We start from the raw sequence: 23,766 nt of genomic DNA, 5'->3' as shown, positions 1-23,766 counted from the left end.
ATATATTTTTATGATAAAATGTTAGAATGAATCCTGAAATATATCTTACCAAATTGTCGGTGAATGATGATGAGGCCTTGGAACGGGCGGCTATAGCTCATTCGGAGTCTGTTTTGGGCTGCGAGTTCACGAATGGCGCGAAAAAGGATTTAATAGAATATGTAGAAGACATGAATAATTACTGCGGTAGCGATGTTTTTGCCATCGATGCTCCTGGTGAAGAGTTGTCATCTGGGCTTATGACTGTATGTTCTAATGGTGACGGCGAGGTTACTATAGAAGATCTTTTTGTTAGAGAAGCTGCGCGCAAGCGAGGAATTGGTCGGGCGGCTATTGAAGCTTTGGCTGGTGAATATCCAGACGCGCGTGCTGTCAAATTGTATTCCTTGAAATCCGCTGAAGGATTTTACCAAAGAATTGGATTTGACCAAATATCGCCGGCTGATAATAAGTGTTTATCTCTTTGGCGAAAAGAATTGGATTGACAGAATAAAATCTTTCCGCTACAATAAAAGAGTACTCATCCGGCCAGCAGGTCGGAGTTTTTCGTTTATGGAAGTTTGAGACGGAAAAAGATATAATTAATAAGAAGGAGAATGTAATGGAAGATTTGAACATTAAGCAGTTGACGTTGGCAGTGCGTACGATTGCTGAGGAAAAAAACTTGCCAGAAGAAACAGTTTTGAGCGTGATTGAGCAGGCTATTGCGGCGGCTTGGCGTCGTGATAACGGTACGCGAGATCAGTTGGTTCGCGCAAGCTTGAATATCAACAACGGTACGGCTGTTGTGTCGGTTGTTAAAACTGTTGTTGAAGAAGTTGAGAATGATGCCAATCAAATTGACCTAGAGGAAGCTAATGAAATAGATCCTGCGGCTGAACTTGGCGGTGAAGTTGTGATGGAAACTCATAATGTGACGACTTTTGGTCGAGTTGCTGCTCAGACCGCTAAGCAAGTGATTCTGCAGCGTTTGCGCGAGGCTGAGCGTGAAGTTGTCTTGGCGGAATTTGAAGATAAAATCGGTACGGTTGTTATTGGTACGGTTCAGCGAGTTGAGCCACGTGTCGTGCGAATTGAACTTGGCAAGGCTGTTGGAATTATGCCTCAGAGTGAGCAAATTCCTGGCGAATATTACGGTGTTGGTCGTCGAATTAAGGTTTATATTAAGGACATTGAGCGCGAAGGTCGCGGTCCGCAATTGATTCTTAGTCGCGGCAATGAAGAATTTGTACGATTCTTGTTCAATCAAGAAGTCCCAGAGATGGAAACTGGTGCGGTTGAGATTAAGGCAATCGCTCGCGAAGCTGGTCGCCGAACCAAATTGGCGGTTTCTTCAGCGCTACCTGGCGTTGATCCAGTTGGTACGTTTGTTGGCGGTCACGGCGCCCGCGTTCAGGCTGTGATGAATGAAATTGGCGAGCAGGAAAAGATTGACATTATTCCATACGAGGAAGATGCGGCTGGATTTATTGCTAATGCGATGAGTCCGGCAGAGGTTTTGAGCGTGACTGTCAATGAAGACGAGAAGCGTGCGACGGTTTATGTTAGCGAAGATCAGCAGTCGATAGCAATCGGTCGCGCTGGACAGAATGTTCGCTTGGCAAGTCGATTGACTGGTTATGAATTAGACATCGAAGCAAAAGCTCCTGTTAAGGCGGAGCCAAAACCTCGAAAGAATATTGAGGATAGCTTGATGAGCGTAGTTGAGGAGGTGGCGGAATAAGCTGCCTTCTGCGAATCGCCGAAAACGAAAGGAGGGCGATATGTCAGAAGATTTTTCTGAATTAGAACCTCGGCTGACGGAAACGGCTCGAGCCAGTTTGGGGCGAGCTGGTTTTCTGGCGCATAATGAGGGGAGTGAATATGTTGGCACGGAGCATATTTTGCTTGGTGTGTTGGCACAAAATTCGTCGCTAGGCGCGAAGATTTTGGCTGAAAACGGCGTAACTTTGGATCGTGCGGAAATGGCGTTGAACCTGACTGCGAAGCCGCTGGTGATTACGATTGTAAGTAAGGGTTTGAGTGCTGAAGTTGTTGAGTTGATAAGAATTGCTTGGCAATTAGCGGTTGAATTTGGGCAGGAAAAAATTGGCACGGAACACATCGTTTATGGAATGTTGCAACAGCACGAGGCGCGAGCGACTAAATTGCTGCGAGATATGAACGTTGACATTGACAATCTGCGTGGAAGTCTGGAAGACGTGTTTGATAAACAGCAATTTGAATCTCTGCAGAGTGAACGCAGTACGGCAAGTAAAAATTCTGGCGATTTGCGAGTTTTGGAGAAATTCGGTGTCGATTTGACGCGGCGTGCCAGCGAAGGATTTTTGGATCCGGTGATTGGTCGAGCGTCGGAAATTCAGCGAATGATCACGATTTTAGGTCGGCGTAGCAAGAATAATCCAGCGCTAATTGGCGAACCTGGCGTCGGTAAAACTGCGGTCGTTGAGGGCTTGGCGCAAAGAGTTGCTGATAATAAAGTTCCCGAATTTTTGAAGGGTAAGCGACTTTTTCAATTGGATTTGACGGCGATGATTGCTGGAACGAAATATCGCGGGCAATTTGAGGAGCGATTGCAAAAAGTTCTGGTGGTCGCGAAAAAACATCAAGAAGTTATTTTGTTTATTGACGAGTTGCATCTGTTGGTTGGTGCTGGTTCGGCCGAAGGCTCGATGGATGCGGCGAATGTATTGAAGCCAGCATTGTCACGAGGCGAGGTGCGACTAATTGGCGCGACGACGTTTGATGAATATCGAAAACATATCGAAAAAGACGCTGCGTTATCACGGCGCTTTCAGTCGGTAACGGTTAATGAGCCATCGCCAGAAGAGGCGGTAGATATGATGCGAGGCTTGAGAAGAAAATTAGCCAAACATCATCAAGTTCAGATTCCTGACGAAATGTTGACTGAGGCGGTGGATTTGAGCCGGCGTTACGTGACGGAGCGATTTTTGCCAGATAAAGCGATCGACGTGATTGACGAGGCGGCGAGTTTATTGAAGTCTAGTTCGCCAATAAAATTGTCACGTAAGGATAAGTTGGCTCGCCAAATTAAGCGATTGGCTGGAAAAATTGACGCCGCGGTCGAAGCTGAGGATTATGAAAAAGCCGCAGAGTTTAAGATGCAAATGAGGCAATTGGAATTACAAGCCGAAGCGCTGAAAGATGAAGTCAGCGATAAACCTGTGTTGACTGATGAATACTTGCGGCGAGCGGTTTCGGCAATGACGAATATTCCGATTGACAAATTATCGTTAAATCAGATGAAGGATTTGATTCGTCTGGAGAAGCGACTGAGTCAAAGTGTTCTTGGTCAGAATGAAGCGATTGAGCAACTGGCACGCGCGATTCGTCGTAATAAAGCCGGGCTAAGTCGTCAGAGCGGGCCGCTTGGGTCGTTTATCTTTCTGGGTCCGACTGGAGTTGGTAAGACGGAATTGGCGCGAGTTCTAGCGCGGGAAGTTTTTGGCGGCGATGATAGTTTGATTAAAATTGACATGAGCGAGTTTTCCGAGCGTCACACGGCTAGTCGGCTGGTTGGTGCGCCGGCTGGTTATGTTGGCTATGAGGATGGCGGGAAATTAACGGATAAAGTTCGTCGTCGACCATATAGTGTGGTGTTGTTTGATGAAATTGAAAAGGCGCATCCTGACGTTCTGAATTTGCTTTTGCAGATTTTGGAGGACGGCAAGTTGAGCGATTCTCACGGACGAACGGTGAGTTTTCGGCAGACGATTATCATCTTGACGAGCAACGTCGGCGCTGAGCAAATGATTCAAGATTCGGAGCTGGGATTTGGCGCGTCTGGGCAGAAAAAGTTGGCTAGCGAAAATCGTCACGAGAAAAATTCGCGTGCCGCTCTGCGTGAGCTTGAGGAGTTTTTGCGTCCAGAATTGATTGGCAGATTTGATAGCGTGATTACGTTTAAGCCGTTGTCTCGTTCGGTCGTGCGAAAGATTTTTGACAATCTCACGTCTGACTTAATCGAAGCTGTTGGTCGACATGGAATGACGCTTGATATTGCTTCTTCGGCGAAGCGTTGGTTGATTGATCGAGGATTTGACGAGCAACGCGGCGTGCGAGTTTTAAGACGAACAATTCAGTCGGAGTTGGCGGATCCGTTGAGTGATGCTTTATTGTCCAATAAAGCAAAACCTGGCGACACGCTGGAGGCTAAAATTGATAATGATAAGGTGGTGATTAATGTCAATCGTGCGTAAAATATTCAGCGTCCTCACGCCTATAATTGTGCTTTCTACTGCGGTTTTTGTGATGGCGAATCGTCAGCAAATTATTGACGAGATTACGCTGTGGCAATATAAGCCGAGTGCGGAAATTGTCGCTATTGCTGATCGCGTGAGAATGTCAGACACTGGCAGGAAAATGTTCTATGTTTCTAATCCGCAGATTAAATCGGCGAATGAATTCAACGAAGATTGCCGTCGCGTAGAAAAAGGAAACGCGATTTTGGGCTGTTATAATCCGTCGTCTAGGGATATTTATATTTATAACGTGACCAATTCTGAGCTTGATGGCGTGAAAGAAGTGACGGCGGCGCATGAGATGCTGCACGCTGCTTGGGAAAGGTTGAGTGCGTCGGAAAAATCTCATTTGAGCGAGCTTTTGGAGCAGGCTTATAACAATGTGAAAAATAAGAAATTGTCCGAGCGTATGGAATATTATGATCGTGCGCAACCTGGAACGAGAGCTAACGAGTTGCATTCGATTTTAGGGACGGAATTTGCCAATTTGGGCGACGAGCTGGAAGAATATTATCGACGGTATTTTACTGATAGATCCGAAGTGGTGAAATTGCACGCGCAATATCAAGAAAAATTTGAGTCCAGGGAAAATGAAGCGCAGAAGTTGAGTGGGTCGTTGAAGGTCCGGAAGGAAAAATTGAACAGAGAATTATCACAGTATTCAACTGATTTGGCGGATTATAATGGTCGCGTGGCGGACTTTAATCGGCGAGCGGGCATTAGTGGTGGATTCTTGTCGCAGAGTGATTTTTATAGTCAACGCCAAGCCTTGAAGGCGGAGCTCTCGGAATTGAATGAAAGGCGTGCCAATTTGAATTCTGAGATTAATTCTTACAATTCCGATGTTTTGCGGCTCAGGGAATTGGGTGTGCAGATTGATGAATTGAATAAAAGTTTGGATAGTTTGGAGGGGGCGAAATAATGGCGAAAGCTCGAAGTCAATTTGTTTGTCAGCAGTGCGGGGCTAGTTTTTCAAAGTGGGCTGGCAGATGTGAAAATTGCGGGGAATGGAATTCGCTAGTCGAGCAGGTCGTTTCTTCTGGCGGGTCGTCCGTTGTTGATAAATCTGCTGGGCGCGGCAAAGCCTTGAAAACGTCTAGCATTCGTGAAGCTGCTTCTGAGTCTGGGCTAGAAAGATTAAGTACTGGAATTGATGATTTGGACGCTGTTTTGGGCGGCGGTTTTCTGGTTGGCGGCGTGGTGTTGGTGGCGGGTCAGCCAGGAATTGGAAAGAGTACGCTGCTGGCGCAAGTTGCGGCACATATTGCCAAATCAAAATCGGTGCTATATGTAAGCGGCGAGGAGTCGGTTTCTCAAGTGAAGCTTCGTGCGGAGCGTTTGGGTGCGGCTGATTCGGAAAAAATGCAATTGGCGTCCAGTAATAGTGCGGAAGATATTGCGGCGTCAATTCAGCAGGGTGGATATGATCTGGCGATTGTCGATTCGGTTCAGACGATCTCACTTAGCGAAATTTCCTCGGCTCCGGGGTCGGTTAGTCAAATCACAAACTCGTCAAATGTAATTATTCGTGCCGCCAAAGCTTCGGGTACGGCGGTGATTTTGGTTGGTCACGTTACCAAAGAGGGCTCAATTGCTGGTCCGAAAATATTGGAACATTTGGTGGACGTTGTACTGAATTTTGAGGGTGATCGATATGGTGGTTTTCGAGTTGTTCGTGCGCAGAAAAATAGATACGGCTCGACCAATGAAGCGGCTATTTTTGAGATGGACGAGCAGGGTCTAAGAATCGTGAAGAATCCGTCGGCGGAACTTCTGGCAGAGCGTCAGAATCTGGATGGGTCAATTGTGCTGGCGACCATGGAAGGCGCACGTCCGCTTTTGGTGGAAATTCAGGCGCTAGTTAATCCGACGAATTTTGGCTATCCTAAGCGCACGGCGAGTGGTTTTGATCTGAATCGATTGAATTTGTTGGTGGCGGTTTTGGAGAAGCGAACGAAGTTAAAATTGGCGGACAAAGATATTTATGTCAATGTGGTTGGCGGATTAAAGCTGAATGATCCAGCTGCTGATTTGGCTGTGGCGATGGCGATTGCTAGTGCTAGTGCTGGGCGAAGTCTGGACGAAGGCGCTGTAGTGTTTGGCGAGATTGGTTTGGGCGGCGAGGTTCGCTCGGCGACGAATTGGCAAGCTCGAATTAAAGAGGCGAAGAAGCTGGGCTTCACTTATGCGATTGCGCCGAAAGTTCATAAAGATAAATTTATAAAAGGCGTCAGCGATATGCGACAGGCGCTGATTGACTATTTACAATAGAAAGGGAAAAAATGAAAGATTTTTACGGATTGATAATAATTATAATGTTGCTTGGCTTGGCTGCTGAGGTTTATTTCTTGGCAAAACCGCGACGAAATTCGTCAGTGGGCGCGGCACCGATTTTGGTCGACACATCAGTACTCATGGACGGGCGAGTGACTGAGCTAGCGAAGACTGGATTTTTGCTAGGTAAAATTATTGTGCCGAGGAGTGTTTTGACAGAATTGCAATTGTTAGCCGACGGCGCAGATCACGACAAGCGTGAAAGAGCGCGATTCGGTATGGATGTCGTGAAGGAGCTTAAGGATATTTTGAAGTCTTCATTCGAGCTTTACGATGACAATATTCGCGTGCCGGAGGGCGTGGATTCTCGCTTGTTGAAATTGGCGAAGGAAATGGACGCGGCAGTGCTGACGCTTGATTACAATTTGAATAAGGTTGCGCAAGTTGACGGCGTTAAGGTTTTGAATATCAATGAGCTGGCGAAAAGTTTGAGGATGAGCTATTTGCCTGGTGATGAGCTGGATTTGGAGTTGTCGCAGAAGGGACAAGATTCTCATCAGGCAGTTGGCTATTTGAAAGATGGAACGATGGTGGTTGTTGAAAACGCCAAGCGCTACATTGGACAAACGAAGAAGATTGAGATTATCCGAAGCTTGCAGACCGACGCTGGAAAAATGATGTTTGCGAAGCTTGTGGTTGAACAGAAAAAACCTGTAAAGCAGAAGACTAGCGTTCCTAAAAAGCGCACAAATGGTCGCTCAAAAACATCAGCTCAACACGAGGCTGAGCTGATTAATTTGGTGAATAAACAATAGTTTATTTAGTTAACTTGGATGCTGCCAGTTGAAGTGGCGGTGTAATATGCCGAGTCTCTTACGGTTACAGAAACTGTGTGCGCTCCTGTCGTATCAAGCTCTACTGTGGCGGTCTGCTTGCCGCTTGAAGTAACTTCTGAGCTCTTAATACTCTTTCCATCCACGGTAATTTCGATTGCCGATAAGCCCCAAGTTCCTGCTGTAACGTCGACATTTATCGTATATTTCTTACCACTGTTGGTGTATGATATTGCTCCAATTTGCGGTTTAGTGTCGTCGCACTTGTGAACGTCATCTTCTGCGTTCGCGTCGTACCCTGAAGGAACGGTAATTGATTCTTTCTTAGTCAAAGGATCGATAATCTTTGTCACTTCAATCTCTTCCTTTGCGCCATCCGGAGTACAGTCTGTTGCCTTTTTCTTAGAGACTTTATCGAAGGTGATTTTCTCTGTAGATTGACTTTGTCTCTTATTCCACCATGACGGGTAGAGCTCACCGTTGACAGTCTGGATTCCGCTTGGTCGCTCATACCATTGACCTGACTTCCATTTGCCCTCCTTGGCGTAAACTTGGGTGTGGGCGAACTCCATAACCTTTCTAATCACCGGCATTCCGTAGTTAGAAGCTGATGTACCAATCACGCTAGTGTCGGAGTTTCCGAGCCACATTCCCATGACCAGAGCTGGGCTGTAGTTGATAATCCAGAGGTCTTTTGGCTGCGAGCCTTTGTCGGATGTACCAGTCTTTGCAGAGGTTCGAACGCCATTGACGCCCATCCAGCCGTGAAGTCCAGGAGTTCGGTCTGACAAGATGTCATTCACGATGTATGCTGATTGCGAGTCGATAACTTGCTTGCCTTCATCTTTCCATTTTTTCAGAGTTTCGCCTTGGCTGTTCTTCACTTCAATCACGCTTGAGACGTCTTTTTGGACTCCCATTCGCGCCAATGTTGAGTAGGCATTTACTAATTCCGTCTGCTTGGTTCCACATGCGCCAATTGCTGCACCGAGTCCGTAACCGCCGGCATTTTCTTCCTGGCGGCAATAGTTGGTGTCGCCCATCCTGCGGATTCCCTCGACGACTGGTTTAGCGGATCCGTCGCCAACGATGTAAGCGGCTTTAATGGCTGGGACGTTTCGAGATAGAGCTAGCGCTCTTCGAATATTGATGGCACCCATAAACTTATTGTCCCAGTTTCTTAGAGTTGCGCCGTACAGTTTATCAATGTTCTCATCAGCTAAGACGGTGCCGCTACCGTATGCTTGCTTACTGTCGTGTTTGTCGAACAATTGGGCAAAGACAAGCGACTTAATCGTGGAGCCTGGCTGGATATAGGAAACTGCGGCGTTGTCCTGACCGAAGCCAGTGTAATTAAAGTCGCGACTACCAACAAGTGCTACGATTTGTCCAGTCTGAACGTCTTCGACCGTTGCGGCGCCGTTACTAATTCGCACAGAATCTGGTCGACCTGTTGCAAAGAACGATTTCATTTCATTTTCAAGTTTCTCCTGAATTCGCCAGTCGAGGGTGGTTTTAATCGTCAATCCACCGCGTCCAACTACTGATTCGCCAAGCTCTTTGCTCAACTGATTGCGAACCATTAGTAAGAAGTGAGGAGCCTTAATATTCTCCAAGTGCTCGGTCTGTGGCTTAAGCGTGCTTAAAATATCAATCTTTTTAGCTTTTTCAGCCTCATCTTTGGTAATAACGCCTTGCTCAGCCATGTAATCCAAAACTGTATGTTGTCGGGCAATCAAAGCCTTATTTCCAGCGGTGTTGTATGGATTATAGTAAGTTGGATTCTGTGGAATACCAGCAATTAGCGCCGCTTCTGCCAGCGTCAGGTCTTTAGCGTGCTTGCCAAAGTATGTTTGAGCGGCAGACTCTGCACCGTTACGACGACCGCCGTACGGAGATTCATTCAGGTATAACGACAGGATTTGATCCTTGCTATACATGCGCTCGACTTCAATTGCAAGGATGATTTCCTTGATCTTTCGAGGAATACCACTAATCGATCGGTCGCCAGCCTCATCTGCGAAGAAAACCTGCTTGACTAGCTGCTGCGTCAGAGTCGATCCACCCTGAACTTGGCGTCGTGAAGCGGTTGAGAGCATCGCGCGCAACATACCGCTAATACTGATGCCGTGGTGATTATAGAAGTTTCGGTCCTCAATTGCGACGGTGGCTTTTTTCAAATAGTCGCTAATCTGGTAAGATTCGACAACCAATTGATAATTACCTGTGCCTTTATCTTCCCAAAGCAAATTGTCGTTACGGTCGTAATATTTAGTGACAGTCGTTTGAACGCGTTTAGCAAGCTCGCCAGGGCGAATTTTATCGAGATCCTTGCGGAAGTAAGCGAACATTCCGCCGATAAGTAGCAGCATCAACAAAATACTAACGCCAAGAATTTTCAGCGCCATCAGTCCGCCGCGCTTGGAGAACCAATATTTCGCCAATCGCTTCGGATGTAATCGATAAAAGAACCGCTTTACGGGATGTTTTGGTAAAGTCGCCAAATATTCCGCTCGTTCGCGCGCGTCCTTATCTTTTTTAGCCTTATGTTTCTGCGCCAAATTGGCATATAAGTTCATCCGTTTCGACGGAGATTTCTTATCGCTTGAGCCGTGTCCGGCGGTGCTTATCGTAGTCTTTTTCTTCACAATTCTATTATATCACGCATATGTTTCGCTTCAATTGTAAAATTGCTATACTAATATATAGAAAAGGAGTGATATGAAATTATCAGAAGAATTACAATGGCGTGGATTCTGGAATCAGACCACATTTACTGACGACAAACTTATCGATTCGGAGAATTTCACGCTCTATTTGGGGACGGATCCTTCGGCGGACAGCTTGCACGTGGGGCATTTGGCGGTTTATATGATGGTTCGGCATTTTTTGGAGCGCGGACATAAAGTGTTTTTGCTCGTTGGCGGCGGCACGGGAATGATTGGCGATATGCGCGACACGGAAGAGCGAAATCTGCTTCCGTACGAGGAAATTGAGCATAATAAGCAAGCCTTAAAATCCCAAGTTTCGCGAATCTTTGCTGGACGAGATTTTACTTTGGTTGATAACGCTGACTGGCTGGCTGAGCTGGAATTGCTGCCGTTTCTTCGCGATATCGGTAAGAATTTCAATATGGCAGATTTGGTGAGCCGCGAATTTTTCAAAGCGCGCATTAATAATGGCAAAGGTTTGAGTTTTGCGGAGTTCACTTACACTTTGCTTCAGGGCTATGATTTTTGGCATCTATTTAATCAATATGGCGTGAATCTGCAAATTGGTGGATCGGATCAATGGGGCAATTTATTATCTGGCGTGGATCTGATTCGTAAAAAAGAAAATGCTGAAGTTTACGCAATGACTGCACCGCTTCTTATCAATAAGTCGACTGGTCGTAAATTCGGTAAATCTGAAGGCGGCGCGGTTTGGCTTGATGAAAATAAAACCAGCGTCTATAAATTCTACCAATTCTGGCTGAATGTCGATGACGAGAGCGCGATTGAATATATGAAGATATTTACGATGTTGGACCGCGATACGATTGAAGCTATTGCCGAAAATCACGCTGTTAATCCAGGTGCGCGTTCGGCACAGAAGGTTTTGGCTCGTGAAGTTACTGACATTGTTCACGGTAGTGTACGTCGTGAATCTGTTGAGCGTGTGAATGAGGTTTTGTTCGGTGGCGGCGATTTTAAGAAATTGTCGGACGATGATTTAGGTGCTTTGGCTGAAGAAATTCCTTGCGTTGATGCTGGAATTGATGTGATTGAAGCGTTGGTAGAATCTGGGGCGGTTGGCTCTAACGGCGAAGCAAAGCGATTGTTAAAATCTGGAGCTATTAGCCTAAACGGCGAAAAACTTGCCGAAAATAAAGTTGTCAATGACACGTCGTTATTAAAGAAGGGCAAAAACACGTTCGTATTAATTATGGAAGGGGACGAATAATGAAGAAAATTATCGGTTTTGATTTGGATGATACGCTAGCAATTACAAAATCGCCAATTAGCGATCGTATGGCGGGGATTCTTAGCCGATTGCTTGAGAATTATGATGTTTGTGTGATCACGGGCGGCACGTTTCAACAGATAAAAAAGCAGGTGATTGACAGGCTGAATGTTACTCCGGAGTTGCTTCAGAAATTCCACGCGATGCCGACTTGCGGTACTCGATATTATAGATTTGACGCCGCTGATACCGAATGGAAAATTCAGTATGCGAACGATTTGTCCGACGATCAAAAAACTCAGATAACCGCGGCGTTGGAAGAAGTTGCGAAGGAAATGGGTATTTGGTGTGAAAATCCTGCGGGTGAAATAATTGAAGATCGACATAGCCAGATTACTATGTCGGCTTTGGGTCAGCAAGCTACACCTGAAGATAAATATGCGTGGGCTGAAAAATATAAGGATGTCCGTCCGATATATCGCGACAAGGTGGCGGAGAAGCTGTCCGGGCTTGAAGTGCGAATTGGCGGTACGACCAGTACTGATATCACGCTTCCGGGAATTGATAAGGCTTATGGAATTGGCAGGTTGCTTGAACTGAACGGCTGGTCGAAAGAAGAAACGCTGTTCTTTGGCGATAAAATTGAAGAAGGCGGCAATGATTTTCCAGTGAAGCAAATGGGCGTAGATTCAATCGGTGTGAGAGGCTGGGAAGATACAGCCTACGCTCTGGAAGGCATCAACGCCGTTTCGTAGATGAAACTAGCAACTCCTCTCGAGCAAATTAAGGGCGTCGGGCCGAAAACTGCTCAGGCTCTAGCGGCGGCTGGTCTTAGGACGATTTCTGACGCTTTGGATTTTTTGCCGCGAGCATATGACGACTATTCGACCGCGGTTAATATCGCAGATCTTCAGCCAGGAAAAGTTACTGTTAAGGCGCACTGCGAGTCGGTTTCGACGCGCATTGTTCGGCGCGGACTTAGAATCACGACTGCGGTTTTGGCGGATAAATCAGGCAAAGTTAAGGCGGTTTGGTTCAATCAGCCGTACCGCGAAACGCAATTAAAATCTGATGCGGAATTTATTTTTTCTGGCCAATTTGGTATGCAATATAATCGCTATCAAATCAATAATCCGTCCGTCGAGCTGGCGAAAGAAATTGCCAAAACTGCTGCGGAAAATAATTCTGGAATTCAGCCAGTTTATAAATCGATCAAAAATCTCCGCCCGAAAACCGTGCAAGATTTGATGAAAAATATTCGTCCAATTATGGATTTTTTGCCTGAAACTTTGCCGGAAAATATTATTCGGCGCCAAAAATTGGTTAGTCGTTCTGAGGCGGTTAAATTTCTTCACGCACCAAAAACTCACGAGGAAATTTCTCGTGGCCGTGAGCGCCTGGCGTTTGAGGAGCTGTTCGAAATGATATTGGCGGCACAATTTAATAAGCAAGAACAGACCAGATTAACAGGTTGGAAGATTCCGTTTAATAAGTCGGTCGTGAAGAGTTTTGTTGATCAATTGCCGTTTCCTTTGACCAACGCTCAGCGCCGAGCTGCGTGGCAAATTCTGCAAGATTTGGAGTCTGATCATCCGATGAATCGGTTATTACAAGGAGATGTTGGCTCGGGAAAAACTGTCGTTGCGGGATTGGTGGCTGCGGAAGTGGCGAAGGCTGGTTTTCAGACGGCGATTATGGCGCCGACGGAGATTTTAGCGCAGCAACATGCGAAAACGCTTGACGAGTTATTGTCGCCATTTGGTGTGTCTGTTGCGCTTCTGACGGGTCACGTGAAAGGCGCGGCGCGCAGTCAATTGTTGGACAATTTGGCTAGCGGTAACATTGATGTTGTGGTCGGCACGCACGCGCTAATTCAGGAAAAGGTTGCGTATCATAAATTGGGATTTGCGGTGATTGACGAACAGCATCGATTTGGCGTGAAGCAAAGACAAGCTTTGTTAGAAAAGTCTGATTTTATGCCGCATCTTTTAAGTATGACAGCCACGCCGATTCCGCGCAGCTTGGCGCTGACATTGTACGGAGAATTGGATATTTCTATTCTGGACGAGTTGCCCTCTGGTCGCCAGCCAATTCAGACTAAGATTTGGTCGCCAGCATCAGCTCCGAAGCTTTACGAATCGATTGAAAATGAGTTAGCCAAAGGTCGCCAAGCTTACGTTATTTGTCCGTTGATTGATGATAATCCAGACAATGATAAAAAATCGGTGGAAGCGGAATATAATAAATTGTCCAAGACTGTTTTTAGTCATCGTCGAGTTGAGCTGTTGCACGGAAAGCTTCCTGCTGAAGAAAAAGCTGAAGTGATGCAGAAGTTTGCGGACGGCGAACTGGATATGTTAGTCAGCACGACTGTGGTTGAAGTTGGCGTGAATGTGCCGAATGCGACGGTGATGTTGATTGAGAATGCGGATAATTTTGGACTGAGTCAATTGCATCAATTGCGCGGACGAGTTGGGCGCGGGAAACATCAGAGTTTTTGCCATTTGATGATGAGCGGTCACGATAAGCCGAGTCAACGACTTCGGGAGATTGAGAAATCTCAGGACGGATTTTATTTGGCGGAGGTTGATTTGAAATTACGTGGACCTGGCGAGATTTACGGCAAAATGCAACACGGGGATTTGAACTTGAAAATTGCCTCGCTGGCGGATACGGCGCTAATTGCTCGCGCTCAAACCGAAGCTGAACGTTTTGTCAAAGAGGGGCAAGATTTGCTACAATATAATCATCTGGCGCGCGCCGTCAGTCGCTATCAGCGATTAACTGTTTTAAATTAATATGTACGCAGGAACAACAATTAGAGATGGCTCTGGTCGATTTATTGGCGTCCACCAAAAAATAGATCGAGTCGCAAGGAAAAATATAAAACCAATTCTTCCTGATTGGTGTGATTTTCCTGATATTAAAAACATTCTTCATTTTGAGGGCAAGAATGGTCCTGATGGCGTCAAGCGGAAGAGCCCAGCCGTGGACGAGCCATGGCATTTTATAAATCCGGACGATCCGAATGACACTGCGCTTTTGGAGATGATTGACGGACATATTGGCAATTTAGCCCGAGCGCTACGAACAAATAATTCCGAGCGAGCCGCGTTTGAGGCGGCGTGGATGGCGCACGCGATTACCGACGGTTTGACTCCGGCTCATCATTTTCCTCTGGAGCAAGCTATGGCGGAACTTCGCGGCGGTGAAGGGTTGGAGACGCGAACTTCAATTTTGAAGAAAAATCTCATGAAGGGCGAAAATGGAATTGAGTTGATTAAGAACAACTGGAAATTCTGGGGTGCCAAAGGTATGATGACGACACACGTGGCGTTTGAGGCTGGCGTGGCTAGCGTGGTATCGTATCCGCGTTTCAAGGACGCAATTCCGAGTAGTGATGAGATATTGCAAGTGAAAAATCACGGCTATCGTGAGTATTATTTGGACCAAGTTCACGCCGTAGCATCGATGAAAATGTATGACAATTTTATCAAGAGCGGCTGGACGACGGATCTTGCTTGGCAGACAAATCACGAGCTAATGCCGATTATTATAAAGTCGGTGATGTTGGGCTGGCTGGCGTCTGTTTGGAAACTTGAGGCAGAAAAAAGTGAGAGTTAGGATTATCTCTGGCGAATTTGGCGGACGATTTATAAAAACTCCGCCCGGCTTAACGACACATCCTATGGGCGAGCGAGTACGTTCGGCTATGTTCAATTCGCTAGGTGAATCGATACGCGGCGCGCGGGTTTTGGATGCTTTTGCGGGGTCTGGTGCTGTTGGGCTAGAGGCGTTAAGTCGCGGCGCAGAGTCGGCGGTTTTCGTGGAGCGAGATCGAGTCGCTCAGCGAGTAATTGCTGAAAACATAAGCATTTTAGGTGTCGAAGAAAAATCTATTGTAATAAAAACAACGATAGTAAATTGGCTAGAAAGTGCGAGTTCAACAGGGGAGTTCGATATTATTTTTGCCGATCCGCCGTACCACAATCCACAGTTTTCCACAGTTTCCAAGTTAATGAGACTACTCAAACCGGGTGGAACTATGATATTATCACATCCAGGAATAGGTGAGGTGCCGGTTCAAGACAAAACTGTTGTGGTGGACAGTCGTAGTTATGGGGAGGCGCACCTCACCAAGTTCCTACGATTGAAATAAGTTTCTGGTAAACGTCCTGATAGCTGTCAGGACGTTTTTTTTGTTGTATAGCAAAACCCGCTGGAAGTAGAGAGCCAGCGGGTTTTTCTGTTTGAAGAGGTTGGCAATCTGAAATTGATGACCTCTTGTAGACAGAACAACTACACTGACCGCATTGAAAGATATAGCTCAATCCGACTCAATAGCGAGAATTATAGGAGTGACGGAGATTAGCTAGAACAATCAAAGCAAATATGTCAGAAAGTGATCTTTAACAATTAGGGCATCAATAAACTATTAGCGGCTGTGTCGGTGGGTGCGTCTCGTGAGTATCTATAAATTTAAGAAAAGCCGCCACCCACTAACTCAGTCGCTAAGCGAACAATAGTTTAATTGAGCGGAGCGAAGGGTTCTGTTGTTTGATAGTGTTGTGAAGTTAACTCTACCACTATATCTGGTGGTGTCGTATAATGGTTTATAGGTAAAGTAAAAAGAGGAGGAATATAGAGAAATGCCGTGTATTGATTATTTACCAAGTGGAACAAACACGAACGCGCAACAGGTAATATTGAACGATAATCTGAGTAACTTCGGCTCTTATAGAGAAGCTAATAAGGTTAGTGACGAGGAGTTAGAAAACGATACAGCAGAATCTAGCCAAAACAGTGATGATTGCTATCTAGACTTAGAAGCTCTCACCGAGGCTGCTAATGACAAGGAAATTAAAGAGAATATGGCTAGGTTGGCGACTGAATGCGCGGGTCTCTATCCCATAGAGGAGTGCGATACTGAAGATGGAACCTTATTCTAGTTGAGTGTTTTTATTACTGGACAATAAGTAAAACTCCGCAATATCCTGGAACTGTCATTTGGAGATTTTCTACGGTAATTAAATTGACAGAGTGAGTCGAGGTGATAATCTCGGTGTTTTCTGGAATGGAGAAGCTTTGTTTCTCGTCTGCGAAATTGATGAAAATGTAAGCACGTTGATTAGCCAGCTCTCTTTTTAATCCAAGAATAAATCCGTTTCCAGTGTTTTCTGCAATACTCAAGCTGCCATTTTTAAGAATCGGGAAGGTTTGGCGTAATTTTAGTAGCTTTCGGTGCATATTAAGCAGAGAATCGTTTGCGATTTTTTCGCTATCAACGTTAATCTTCGTGTGATTGTCATTAATAGGAAGCCAAGGTTTTGCACTTGAAAAGCCCGCAAATTGCGAATCATTCCATTGCATTGGCGTGCGTTCCAAATCTCGACTATCAACAACAGAATTGGCGGGGCTAAAATTATCTTGAATGTCATCAGCGGTCAATTCTCCATTCGTCATGCCAATTTCGTCGCCGTAATACACTACGCTAATCCCTGGAGTGAGGAGATTTAAGAAGCTGAGGGCGCGGGCGCGTTCTTCGCCCAATCTGGAGGCGACTCGCGGCTGATCGTGATTTCCGATACAGAAAAATGGCGTGGTTGAGCTCGCTGATTGTAGGTAATTTTCGATTTTTTTCTCAATATTTTTAGCGTGCCATTCGTTGTCGCGGTACTCCATAAAAAACGCCGAGGCTTTTGGGTGGACTGTCAGGATTTGGCTGTATTGATGATAAATATCACCCAGCTTATCGTCGGGGTAGAATTCAAACACCATTTGCTTGTCGTCATATTCATCACAGACTGACGCTAATTCTCGTAAATATTCCTGAAAATGCGGTCCCATTTTACATTGGTCGTGGACAAACGCTCCGTAATCGTTTGGATTGCCATAAAAATCAGGATTTGGAGAGTCGTCTTTAAAGTCGGGATCTTTGGAAATTCCCCAAATTGCATCGACACGCATTCCATCGACGCCCATATCAAACCAAAATCGCACTATGTTTTTCATTTCAGCGCGCACTTCAGGATTATCCCAATTAAGATCTGGCTGCGTTTTCAGGAACGAATGCAGGTAAAATTGCCCAGTGTGCTCGTCAAATTCCCACGAACTGCCGCCAGACAAACTTCGCCAATTGTTAGGCTCGCTATCATCTTTTCCGTCGCGCCAAATATAGTAATCTCGCTTGGGGTTGTCGCGTGAAGATCTGGATTCTTGAAACCACGGATGTTGGTCTGAAGTGTGGCAGGGAACGAGGTCGATCATAACTTTAATATCGAGATCATGGGCTTTTTTAAGGAGAGCTTGGAAATCTTCCATTTGACCGAAAGTCGGATCAATTGCTTGATAATTTGCGATATCATAGCCAAAGTCGGTCAGCGGCGATACGAAGAACGGGGAAATCCAAATCGAATCGACGCCTAGCCATGATAAATAGTCCAGCTTCTCGGTAATGCCATTCAAATCGCCAATTCCATCGCCATTCGTATCTAGAAAACTACGCGGATAAATTTGATAAAGAGAGGCGACATCTTGCCAGGTTTTCATAGTTTAAGTATAAGCGAGATAACAGGGAAAATCAAAACAAATAAGTTACATGTGATGATAATGATGAGTCAATGCGTGACCTTTGCCTCGGCGTAATAAATATAGATTGACGGGATATGATACGGCAAACGCGGCGAACATACAAATTAGCCGGCTAACCCAATAAATCGGATGAGCTAAGTTCTTATCCATGGCGCCCGGAATGATCAGCATGATTATGTTGTCTACGATAGTCATTGACAGTATGGACAATGTGTCGGCGGCGAAAACTAACTTTAAGGATTTTATGAGCGATAATTTGGCGCGTACTAATGGTATGATTGATGCGGTGTAACCGGAGATGAAAGCTAAGACTGATGCTAAAATGACCGTAGTATGTGGCGCAAAGCCAGCGTGCGTGCCGATGGTCACGCCGATCATCTCACCGATCATACATCCCGCCAGACAGTGCAAACTTGCTGCTAGCGCCATACGTTTGGTTGAGTTTTTTGTATTGCAATGATTATGAGATTCGTGATTCATTATTTTGTCCTTATATTATTTAATTCATATAGATTGAGTAGTTCTTCTATTGCTTTACTCTGTTGGGCTTTGTCGCCGGACGTCATTTTATCGGCAATGTGCGTGCGGAGATGTCGTTCCAGAATAAGTTTATTAAGCGACGCTAATGATTTTTGTATTGCTAGACTTTGGGTCAAAACATCCATGCAATACGCATCGTCGGTAATTTGTTTCTCGAGTCCGCGCATTTGTCCTAATATGATCTTTGTGCGGTGCAGGGCTCGTCGTTTGATGTCTGCTGTATCCATAAAACAATCATATACCCCCTGGGGGTATTATGTCAAATGTAATTAGCTATCTAAGGATTAACATACGAAAAAAACCACCCGTTCGGATGGCTGAATATCGAATTGGTGCGGGTAAGGAGACTCTAACTCCTGGCCTCTTCCATGGCAAGGAAGCGCTCTAACAACTGAGCTATACCCGCATATTGTTCACGATTTATTGTAGCAAAGTCGTGAATGAAATGCAATATTTGGTGGCTCCTCCCAGACTTGAACTGGGGACACAAGGCTCTTCAGGCCTCTGCTCTACCAACTGAGCTAAAGAGCCACAAACTTGCTATTTAATTGTACTAAAGTTGTCGCTATCTGGCAAGGGTGTTATAATTTTATCGAGCGCGGGTGTCGTATAGCGGCTATTATGTGACCTTCCCAAGGTTGAGATGGGAGTTCGACTCTCCCCATCCGCACCAGGAATTATAAAAGCACTCTGTAAAATTGCAGAGTGCTTATTTATTGATAAATGTTCTATTTTTTGCCACCACGAATTGCGTCGATGAGTTCGATAGGGAATAGCATCATCGTCTTTTGGCTTGGCTCCGTGGAGATTCGCTCTAAGGTATTCAATGTTCGCAGATTGATAGCTCCTTGAGTCTTTGCTAGGATTTCTGCGGCTTGAGCTAATGTCTCGGCTGCGGCTTTTTCACCGTCAGCGTTGATGATATTGGCGCGGCGCTCGCGCTCTGCTTCGGCTTGTTTGGCCATGGCGCGCTTCATATCGCCAGGAAGTTCGATATTCTGAATCTTAACGTTCTCGACATCGATACCCCACTTGTCAGTTTCGGCATCAACGATTTCCTTGATTTGCTGGGAAATCTCTTCGCGCTTGGCAAGCAAATCGTCCATATCAACGTTACCGGTGACGTCACGCAGTGCCGCTTGGGCAAATTGACTAGTCGCGTAAATATAGTTCGTGGTTTCCAGTACGGCTTTTGGCGCATTGATAACTCGGAAATAAACCACCGCATCAACGCCGACCGTGACGTTATCCTTGGTGATAACTTCTTGTTTTGGAACGTCAATTGGAGTTGAGCGAATATCGACCAACATCATCGTCTGCAATCCTGGAATGACGACTCTTAATCCTGGTTCGCGAACGCCAGTAAATCGCCCAAGCGTTAAAACCACGCCACGCTGATATTGATTGACAATTTTAATGCCACTAAGTACGTAAAGTCCCGTGAATACTAAAATTATTATTACAAATGCTCCCATTTTTCCTCCTATTTATATAGATCTATTGTAGCATTTTGTGCGAGGAAAGTGTAACGGCGGAGACTTTTTGGCTTTATGGATTTCGCGATATAATGGAAGTATGAGTGATAGTAGGCAGCCACTGGCTGAACGGATGAGGCCGCAGACGCTGGACGAGGTGATAGGGCAGAGTCATTTGCTTGGCGAGGGCGAGTTATTGAGGCGGATTGTTAAGAATGGCGAGCCGGTCAGTTTGATATTGTGGGGTCCGCCGGGAACTGGAAAAACGACGTTGGCGCGGATTATTGCACGTGAGGTGAAGGCGGAGTTTATTGAGTTGTCAGCAGTTACAAGCGGAAAAAAAGACGTTGAACAAGTGATTGAACATGCTCGTCAAAATTGGAATTTAGGACTCAGGACAATTCTATTCGTTGACGAAATTCATCGCTTTAATAAGGCGCAGCAAGACGCGTTTTTGCCGCACGTTGAGAGTGGACTAATTACGTTAATCGGTGCGACGACCGAGAATCCGAGCTTTGAAGTCATCACGCCGCTGCTGTCGCGTTCACGGGTTTTGGTTCTCCAGCGATTGACAAAAGACGAAATTATATCGGTATTAAAAAGAGCGCTGAAAGTCTTGAAAAAGTCTAAGCAAGTTTCGCCCAAAGCTCTGGACTATTTGGCGGAATTATCGGACGGCGATGCAAGGGTGGCGTTGGGCAATTTGGAATTGGCGCTGAGTTTTAATGAAAAAGTAACGCCGGAAGTGGTTAAGGCGGCGGCTCAGAAGCGGCTTCCGGGCTATGATAAAAAAGGCGATTCGCATTACGATGTGATTTCCGCTTTTATCAAGTCATTGCGGGGCAGTGACGCGACGGCTGCGACGTATTATTTGGCGCGAATGATTGACGCGGGCGAAGATCCGAAGTTTATTGCTCGGCGAATGGTGATTTTTGCGTCGGAAGATATCGGGCTGGCGGGTAATGGTGCGCTGAGTTTGGCAATTGCAACGTTTGAGGCTGTTGAGCGCGTCGGTCTTCCGGAGGCGAAGTACAATTTATTCCATTGCGCTATTGCGTTGGCTCGTAGTCAGAAATCGCGTGAAATTACCGATTTAATGCACGGCGCTTTTGAACTGGCACGTAAATATCCGAATTCTCCCGTGCCGTTACATCTCAGGAATGCTCCGACCAAATTGATGAAAGATTTGGGCTATAACAAGGGCTACAAATGGCAAGCTGGCTTTAAGCACGACAAAGGATTTTTACCAGAGGAAATTAAGGATGTGGTATAATTGACATTACCAATATTCTTAAAAGGAGAAATTAATATGCCAAAACAAGAACCTCAGCAGCCGCAATATGCGCCACAGCCTGATCCAAACGCACAATACGGTCCCGCACCACAACCGCAGAACACACCGTATGAGCAGCAACCAGTCAGCCAGCAATATTTTGCACAACCTCAAGCAGCGCCAGTGCAATATGTCGTGATGGCAGAATCTCTGAAGGGCGTTAAGGGTTGGTTAATGTTCTTTGTTGTTTGTTTTGTTATCGGTAGCCTTGTCAATACAGCAGTGTTTTTCCAGGCGATAATGAATCTTAGTCAGCCTGAAAACGTCATTTCTTTGATATTTTCACCTATATTAGTAGTCTTAGCTATTTGTGCAGTTGTGTTCATAACGATGCAGAAGCGTCTTGGCAAGTGGCTAGCTGTTGCTACGATCGCCACGGCTGGATTGGGCAACGTTGCGAATGCGGTAGTTATATATGCATCTGGAAGATCGGGAGTAGAGGTTTCGGCATTTATCACCGGAATCGTTACAATGCTAATAGTAGAAGGATTGGTAATCTTGTACTTCTTTGCTTCTCGTCGAGTCAAAGAAACTCTTGTCAATTAGTTGATGCTCACATTAAAAATAGCCGCCTCATTACGGGGCGGTTATTTTTATGGTTTACACGACTATTGTTTCGCGGCGCGCTTTCGCTCGTTTGCGTCCAGATATCGCTTGCGAAGTCGTAATGATTTTGGCGTAACTTCCAAAAGTTCATCATCTTCGATAAAGTCGATACATTGCTCCAAGCTAAACTGCGTAAATGGCGTCAATTGTACAGTTCCATCTGATGATTTGGAGCGCATGTTAGTCAAATGCTTAGCCTTACAAACGTTGATTTCGATATCTTCTTGGCGATTATAGATTCCGACAATCATTCCGGCGTAAACTTCTGTTCCTGGTCCGACCAATAATTCGCCACGGGCTTCGGCTGCTTGCAGGGCGTAAGGTGTTGTTGTGCCAGCCTCAAACGCGATCAAAACTCCATTGCGGGTTTTTGGTAGTTTACCGCCAAGCGGTTGATATCCGTGAGGCAGGGAATTCATAATCACCGTACCTCTGGTGGCGGTCAATAAAATGTTGCGCAGGCCAATCAGCGCCCTCGTCGGCAAAATGTAAGTCAGGCGAGCAGCGCCAGCGGTGGTTGTTTCCTGAGATTTCATTTCAGCGTGTCGCGCGCCAAGCTCTTGGCTGATCGCGCCGATAAATTCGCTTCCGACTTCAATTTGCAATTCTTCAATCGGTTCTTTTTCGACGCCATCTTCGGTAATTGTAACAACTTGCGGTCGTCCAACTTCAAACTCAAAGCCCTCGCGTCGCATGGTTTCAATCAAAACACTCAAGTGCAATTCGCCACGTCCAGAAATTGTAAAGCCAATTCCGTTTTCCTCAACACGTAGCGCCACGTTGGTTTCAAGCTCTCGCTTCAATCGGTCGCCAATTTGCCTGGATGTCGTAAACTCGCCCTCGCGACCTTTCATTGGGCTGGTGTTCGGTCCGAGGTACATGCTCAGAGTTGGCGCTTCAATGTCAATTGTCGGCAGCGCCTCAGGCTGTTCTTTGTCGGCAATCGTATCACCAATATGCGCGTCAGCCACGCCAACCAGCGCCACAATGTCGCCAGCAAAAGCTTCGTCAAGTTCTTCGCGATTCAAGCCGCGATAGCCAAAAACTTTCTCAATTCGTGCAGAGCCCGCGACTTCGCCATTTTTCATCAAACTGACTTGCAAGCCACGCTTAACAGATCCGCGAGCAATTCGCCCAATCGCGTATTTTCCTTGAAATGTGTCATATTGTAAGCTGGTAACAAGCAATTGAAATGCGCCATCTTCTGTCACGTCTGGCGCTGGAATGTCGTTAATAATCGCGTCAAAAATTGGCGTCAAATCCGCATCTTCGTCGGTGTTTGCAGGAATTTCTTTCCATGATTTTCCGTCGCGTCCGATTGCGTAATAAATTGGATATTGCAATTGAGAATCGTCGGTTGCTAGCTCCAAAAACAGATCGCTCAACTCGTCTTCAACCTCGGCAATTCGCCTGGCCGGCTTGTCAATCTTATTGATAATCACAACAGGCTTCAGTCCCAGCTCAAGCGCCTTCGCTAATACGAATTTGGTCTGAGGCATCGGACCTTCCTGCGCGTCCACAATCAGCAAAACGCCGTCAGCCATATTCAAGGTTCGCTCAACTTCGCCAGAGAAATCGGCGTGTCCTGGCGTATCAATGATGTTTATTTTGTAGTCGCCGTAAAAAATCGACGTTTGTTTGGCGGTGATGGTGATACCGCGCTCGTGCTCTTGATCGCCGGAATCCATAATCAATTCCTGGCTCATCTCGGCTTGGTTGTCGCGGAATGTTCGCGACTGCTTTAATAGCCCGTCAACCATGGTCGTTTTGCCGTGGTCGACGTGGGCAATAATGGCAATGTTTCGAATCTTGCTAGCGTCCTTCATAAAAATATGGTCTGATATTAGCACAGACCTTCCTCTTAATATAAAATTTTACCACGATAAGGGGGAAATAAAAAGAGTGAAAGT

The 23,766-nt window shown here is 45.9% G+C and carries 20 protein-coding genes and 3 tRNA genes; 15 read left to right on the top strand and 8 right to left on the bottom strand.

Going from position 1 to position 23,766, the window contains the following annotated elements; all coding sequences use genetic code 11:
* Positions 1-26 precede the first annotated feature (26 nt).
* From LRM46_RS03590 to LRM46_RS03565, 6 genes are all read left to right on the top strand, one after another.
* Positions 27-485 (top strand): GNAT family N-acetyltransferase, encoded by a 459-nt coding sequence (locus LRM46_RS03590; RefSeq protein WP_243813036.1) that lies wholly within the window; start codon positions 27-29, stop codon positions 483-485.
* Positions 486-601: 116 nt separating this feature from the next.
* Complete coding sequence (gene nusA / locus LRM46_RS03585) at positions 602-1,723, top strand: transcription termination factor NusA (RefSeq protein WP_243813035.1); 1,122 nt, start codon at positions 602-604, stop codon at positions 1,721-1,723.
* 40 nt (positions 1,724-1,763) lie between these two features.
* Positions 1,764-4,220 carry an ATP-dependent Clp protease ATP-binding subunit gene (locus tag LRM46_RS03580; protein ID WP_243813034.1) on the top strand — a complete coding sequence of 819 codons (2,457 nt, stop codon included), beginning with the start codon at positions 1,764-1,766 and terminating at the stop codon, positions 4,218-4,220.
* A complete protein-coding gene (locus tag LRM46_RS03575; protein ID WP_243813033.1) occupies positions 4,204-5,184 on the top strand; it encodes a hypothetical protein in 981 nt (326 codons plus the stop codon). Before LRM46_RS03580 ends, LRM46_RS03575 begins: the two co-directional genes overlap by 17 nt.
* A complete protein-coding gene (gene radA / locus LRM46_RS03570) occupies positions 5,184-6,533 on the top strand; it encodes a DNA repair protein RadA (protein ID WP_243813032.1) in 1,350 nt (449 codons plus the stop codon). The genes LRM46_RS03575 and radA overlap by 1 nt, the downstream gene beginning before the upstream one ends.
* An 11-nt stretch (positions 6,534-6,544) precedes the next feature.
* Positions 6,545-7,351, top strand: a complete 807-nt coding sequence (locus LRM46_RS03565; RefSeq protein ID WP_129637209.1) for a PIN/TRAM domain-containing protein — start codon at positions 6,545-6,547, stop codon at positions 7,349-7,351.
* A gap of 5 nt (positions 7,352-7,356) precedes the next feature.
* On the opposite strand, the gene LRM46_RS03560 is transcribed toward LRM46_RS03565, so the two are convergent.
* Complete coding sequence (locus LRM46_RS03560) at positions 7,357-10,017, bottom strand: transglycosylase domain-containing protein (RefSeq protein ID WP_243813031.1); 2,661 nt, start codon at positions 10,015-10,017, stop codon at positions 7,357-7,359.
* Positions 10,018-10,090: 73 nt separating this feature from the next.
* Between LRM46_RS03560 and tyrS the strand changes: the two genes are divergently transcribed.
* From tyrS to LRM46_RS03530, 6 genes are all read left to right on the top strand, one after another.
* The gene (gene tyrS, locus LRM46_RS03555; RefSeq protein WP_243813030.1) at positions 10,091-11,311 is read left to right on the top strand and encodes a tyrosine--tRNA ligase; all 1,221 of its coding nucleotides are present in this window, start codon (positions 10,091-10,093) and stop codon (positions 11,309-11,311) included.
* Positions 11,311-12,066, top strand: coding sequence for an HAD-IIB family hydrolase (locus tag LRM46_RS03550; RefSeq protein ID WP_243813029.1), 756 nt, complete (start codon positions 11,311-11,313; stop codon positions 12,064-12,066). Before tyrS ends, LRM46_RS03550 begins: the two co-directional genes overlap by 1 nt.
* Positions 12,067-14,109 (top strand): ATP-dependent DNA helicase RecG, encoded by a 2,043-nt coding sequence (gene recG, locus LRM46_RS03545; RefSeq protein ID WP_243813028.1) that lies wholly within the window; start codon positions 12,067-12,069, stop codon positions 14,107-14,109.
* A 1-nt stretch (position 14,110) separates the two neighbouring features.
* A complete protein-coding gene (locus tag LRM46_RS03540; protein ID WP_243813027.1) occupies positions 14,111-14,935 on the top strand; it encodes a phospholipase C/P1 nuclease family protein in 825 nt (274 codons plus the stop codon).
* A complete protein-coding gene (rsmD, locus tag LRM46_RS03535) occupies positions 14,925-15,470 on the top strand; it encodes a 16S rRNA (guanine(966)-N(2))-methyltransferase RsmD (protein ID WP_243813026.1) in 546 nt (181 codons plus the stop codon). The genes LRM46_RS03540 and rsmD overlap by 11 nt, the downstream gene beginning before the upstream one ends.
* 490 nt (positions 15,471-15,960) lie before the next feature.
* Positions 15,961-16,260 carry a hypothetical protein gene (locus LRM46_RS03530; protein ID WP_129744853.1) on the top strand — a complete coding sequence of 100 codons (300 nt, stop codon included), beginning with the start codon at positions 15,961-15,963 and terminating at the stop codon, positions 16,258-16,260.
* 13 nt (positions 16,261-16,273) lie between these two features.
* Here the strand turns inward: LRM46_RS03530 and LRM46_RS03525 are convergent, their stop codons facing one another.
* From LRM46_RS03525 to LRM46_RS03505, 5 genes are all read right to left on the bottom strand, one after another.
* Positions 16,274-17,860 carry an alpha-amylase family glycosyl hydrolase gene (locus LRM46_RS03525; RefSeq protein WP_243813025.1) on the bottom strand — a complete coding sequence of 529 codons (1,587 nt, stop codon included), beginning with the start codon at positions 17,858-17,860 and terminating at the stop codon, positions 16,274-16,276.
* A 45-nt stretch (positions 17,861-17,905) separates the two neighbouring features.
* Positions 17,906-18,382 carry a DUF4396 domain-containing protein gene (locus LRM46_RS03520; protein WP_243813024.1) on the bottom strand — a complete coding sequence of 159 codons (477 nt, stop codon included), beginning with the start codon at positions 18,380-18,382 and terminating at the stop codon, positions 17,906-17,908.
* Positions 18,382-18,669 carry a metal-sensitive transcriptional regulator gene (locus LRM46_RS03515; protein ID WP_243813023.1) on the bottom strand — a complete coding sequence of 96 codons (288 nt, stop codon included), beginning with the start codon at positions 18,667-18,669 and terminating at the stop codon, positions 18,382-18,384. Before LRM46_RS03515 ends, LRM46_RS03520 begins: the two co-directional genes overlap by 1 nt.
* 103 nt (positions 18,670-18,772) lie before the next feature.
* Positions 18,773-18,848: transfer RNA gene (locus LRM46_RS03510), tRNA-Gly, on the bottom strand.
* Between the two features lie 49 nt (positions 18,849-18,897).
* A tRNA-Phe gene (locus LRM46_RS03505) sits at positions 18,898-18,973 on the bottom strand.
* A 67-nt stretch (positions 18,974-19,040) separates the two neighbouring features.
* Between LRM46_RS03505 and LRM46_RS03500 the strand changes: the two genes are divergently transcribed.
* Positions 19,041-19,115, top strand: a tRNA-Gly gene (locus LRM46_RS03500).
* A gap of 55 nt (positions 19,116-19,170) precedes the next feature.
* Here the strand turns inward: LRM46_RS03500 and LRM46_RS03495 are convergent.
* Positions 19,171-19,917, bottom strand: coding sequence for a slipin family protein (locus LRM46_RS03495; RefSeq protein WP_243813022.1), 747 nt, complete (start codon positions 19,915-19,917; stop codon positions 19,171-19,173).
* Between the two features lie 100 nt (positions 19,918-20,017).
* Between LRM46_RS03495 and LRM46_RS03490 the strand changes: the two genes are divergently transcribed.
* The gene (locus LRM46_RS03490; RefSeq protein ID WP_243813021.1) at positions 20,018-21,190 is read left to right on the top strand and encodes a replication-associated recombination protein A; all 1,173 of its coding nucleotides are present in this window, start codon (positions 20,018-20,020) and stop codon (positions 21,188-21,190) included.
* A gap of 36 nt (positions 21,191-21,226) precedes the next feature.
* Complete coding sequence (locus LRM46_RS03485; protein WP_146423587.1) at positions 21,227-21,796, top strand: hypothetical protein; 570 nt, start codon at positions 21,227-21,229, stop codon at positions 21,794-21,796.
* A gap of 62 nt (positions 21,797-21,858) precedes the next feature.
* Here LRM46_RS03485 and typA read toward each other — a convergent pair whose 3' ends face one another.
* Positions 21,859-23,682 carry a translational GTPase TypA gene (typA, locus tag LRM46_RS03480; protein ID WP_129744899.1) on the bottom strand — a complete coding sequence of 608 codons (1,824 nt, stop codon included), beginning with the start codon at positions 23,680-23,682 and terminating at the stop codon, positions 21,859-21,861.
* Positions 23,683-23,766 lie beyond the last annotated feature (84 nt).

The organism is Candidatus Nanosynbacter sp. HMT-352 (genome assembly GCF_022819345.1).
Taxonomy (GTDB): Bacteria; Patescibacteriota; Saccharimonadia; order Saccharimonadales; family Saccharimonadaceae; genus Nanosynbacter.
Note: the sequence above shows the minus strand (reverse complement) of the source record. Positions and strands in the feature narration are given on the sequence as shown.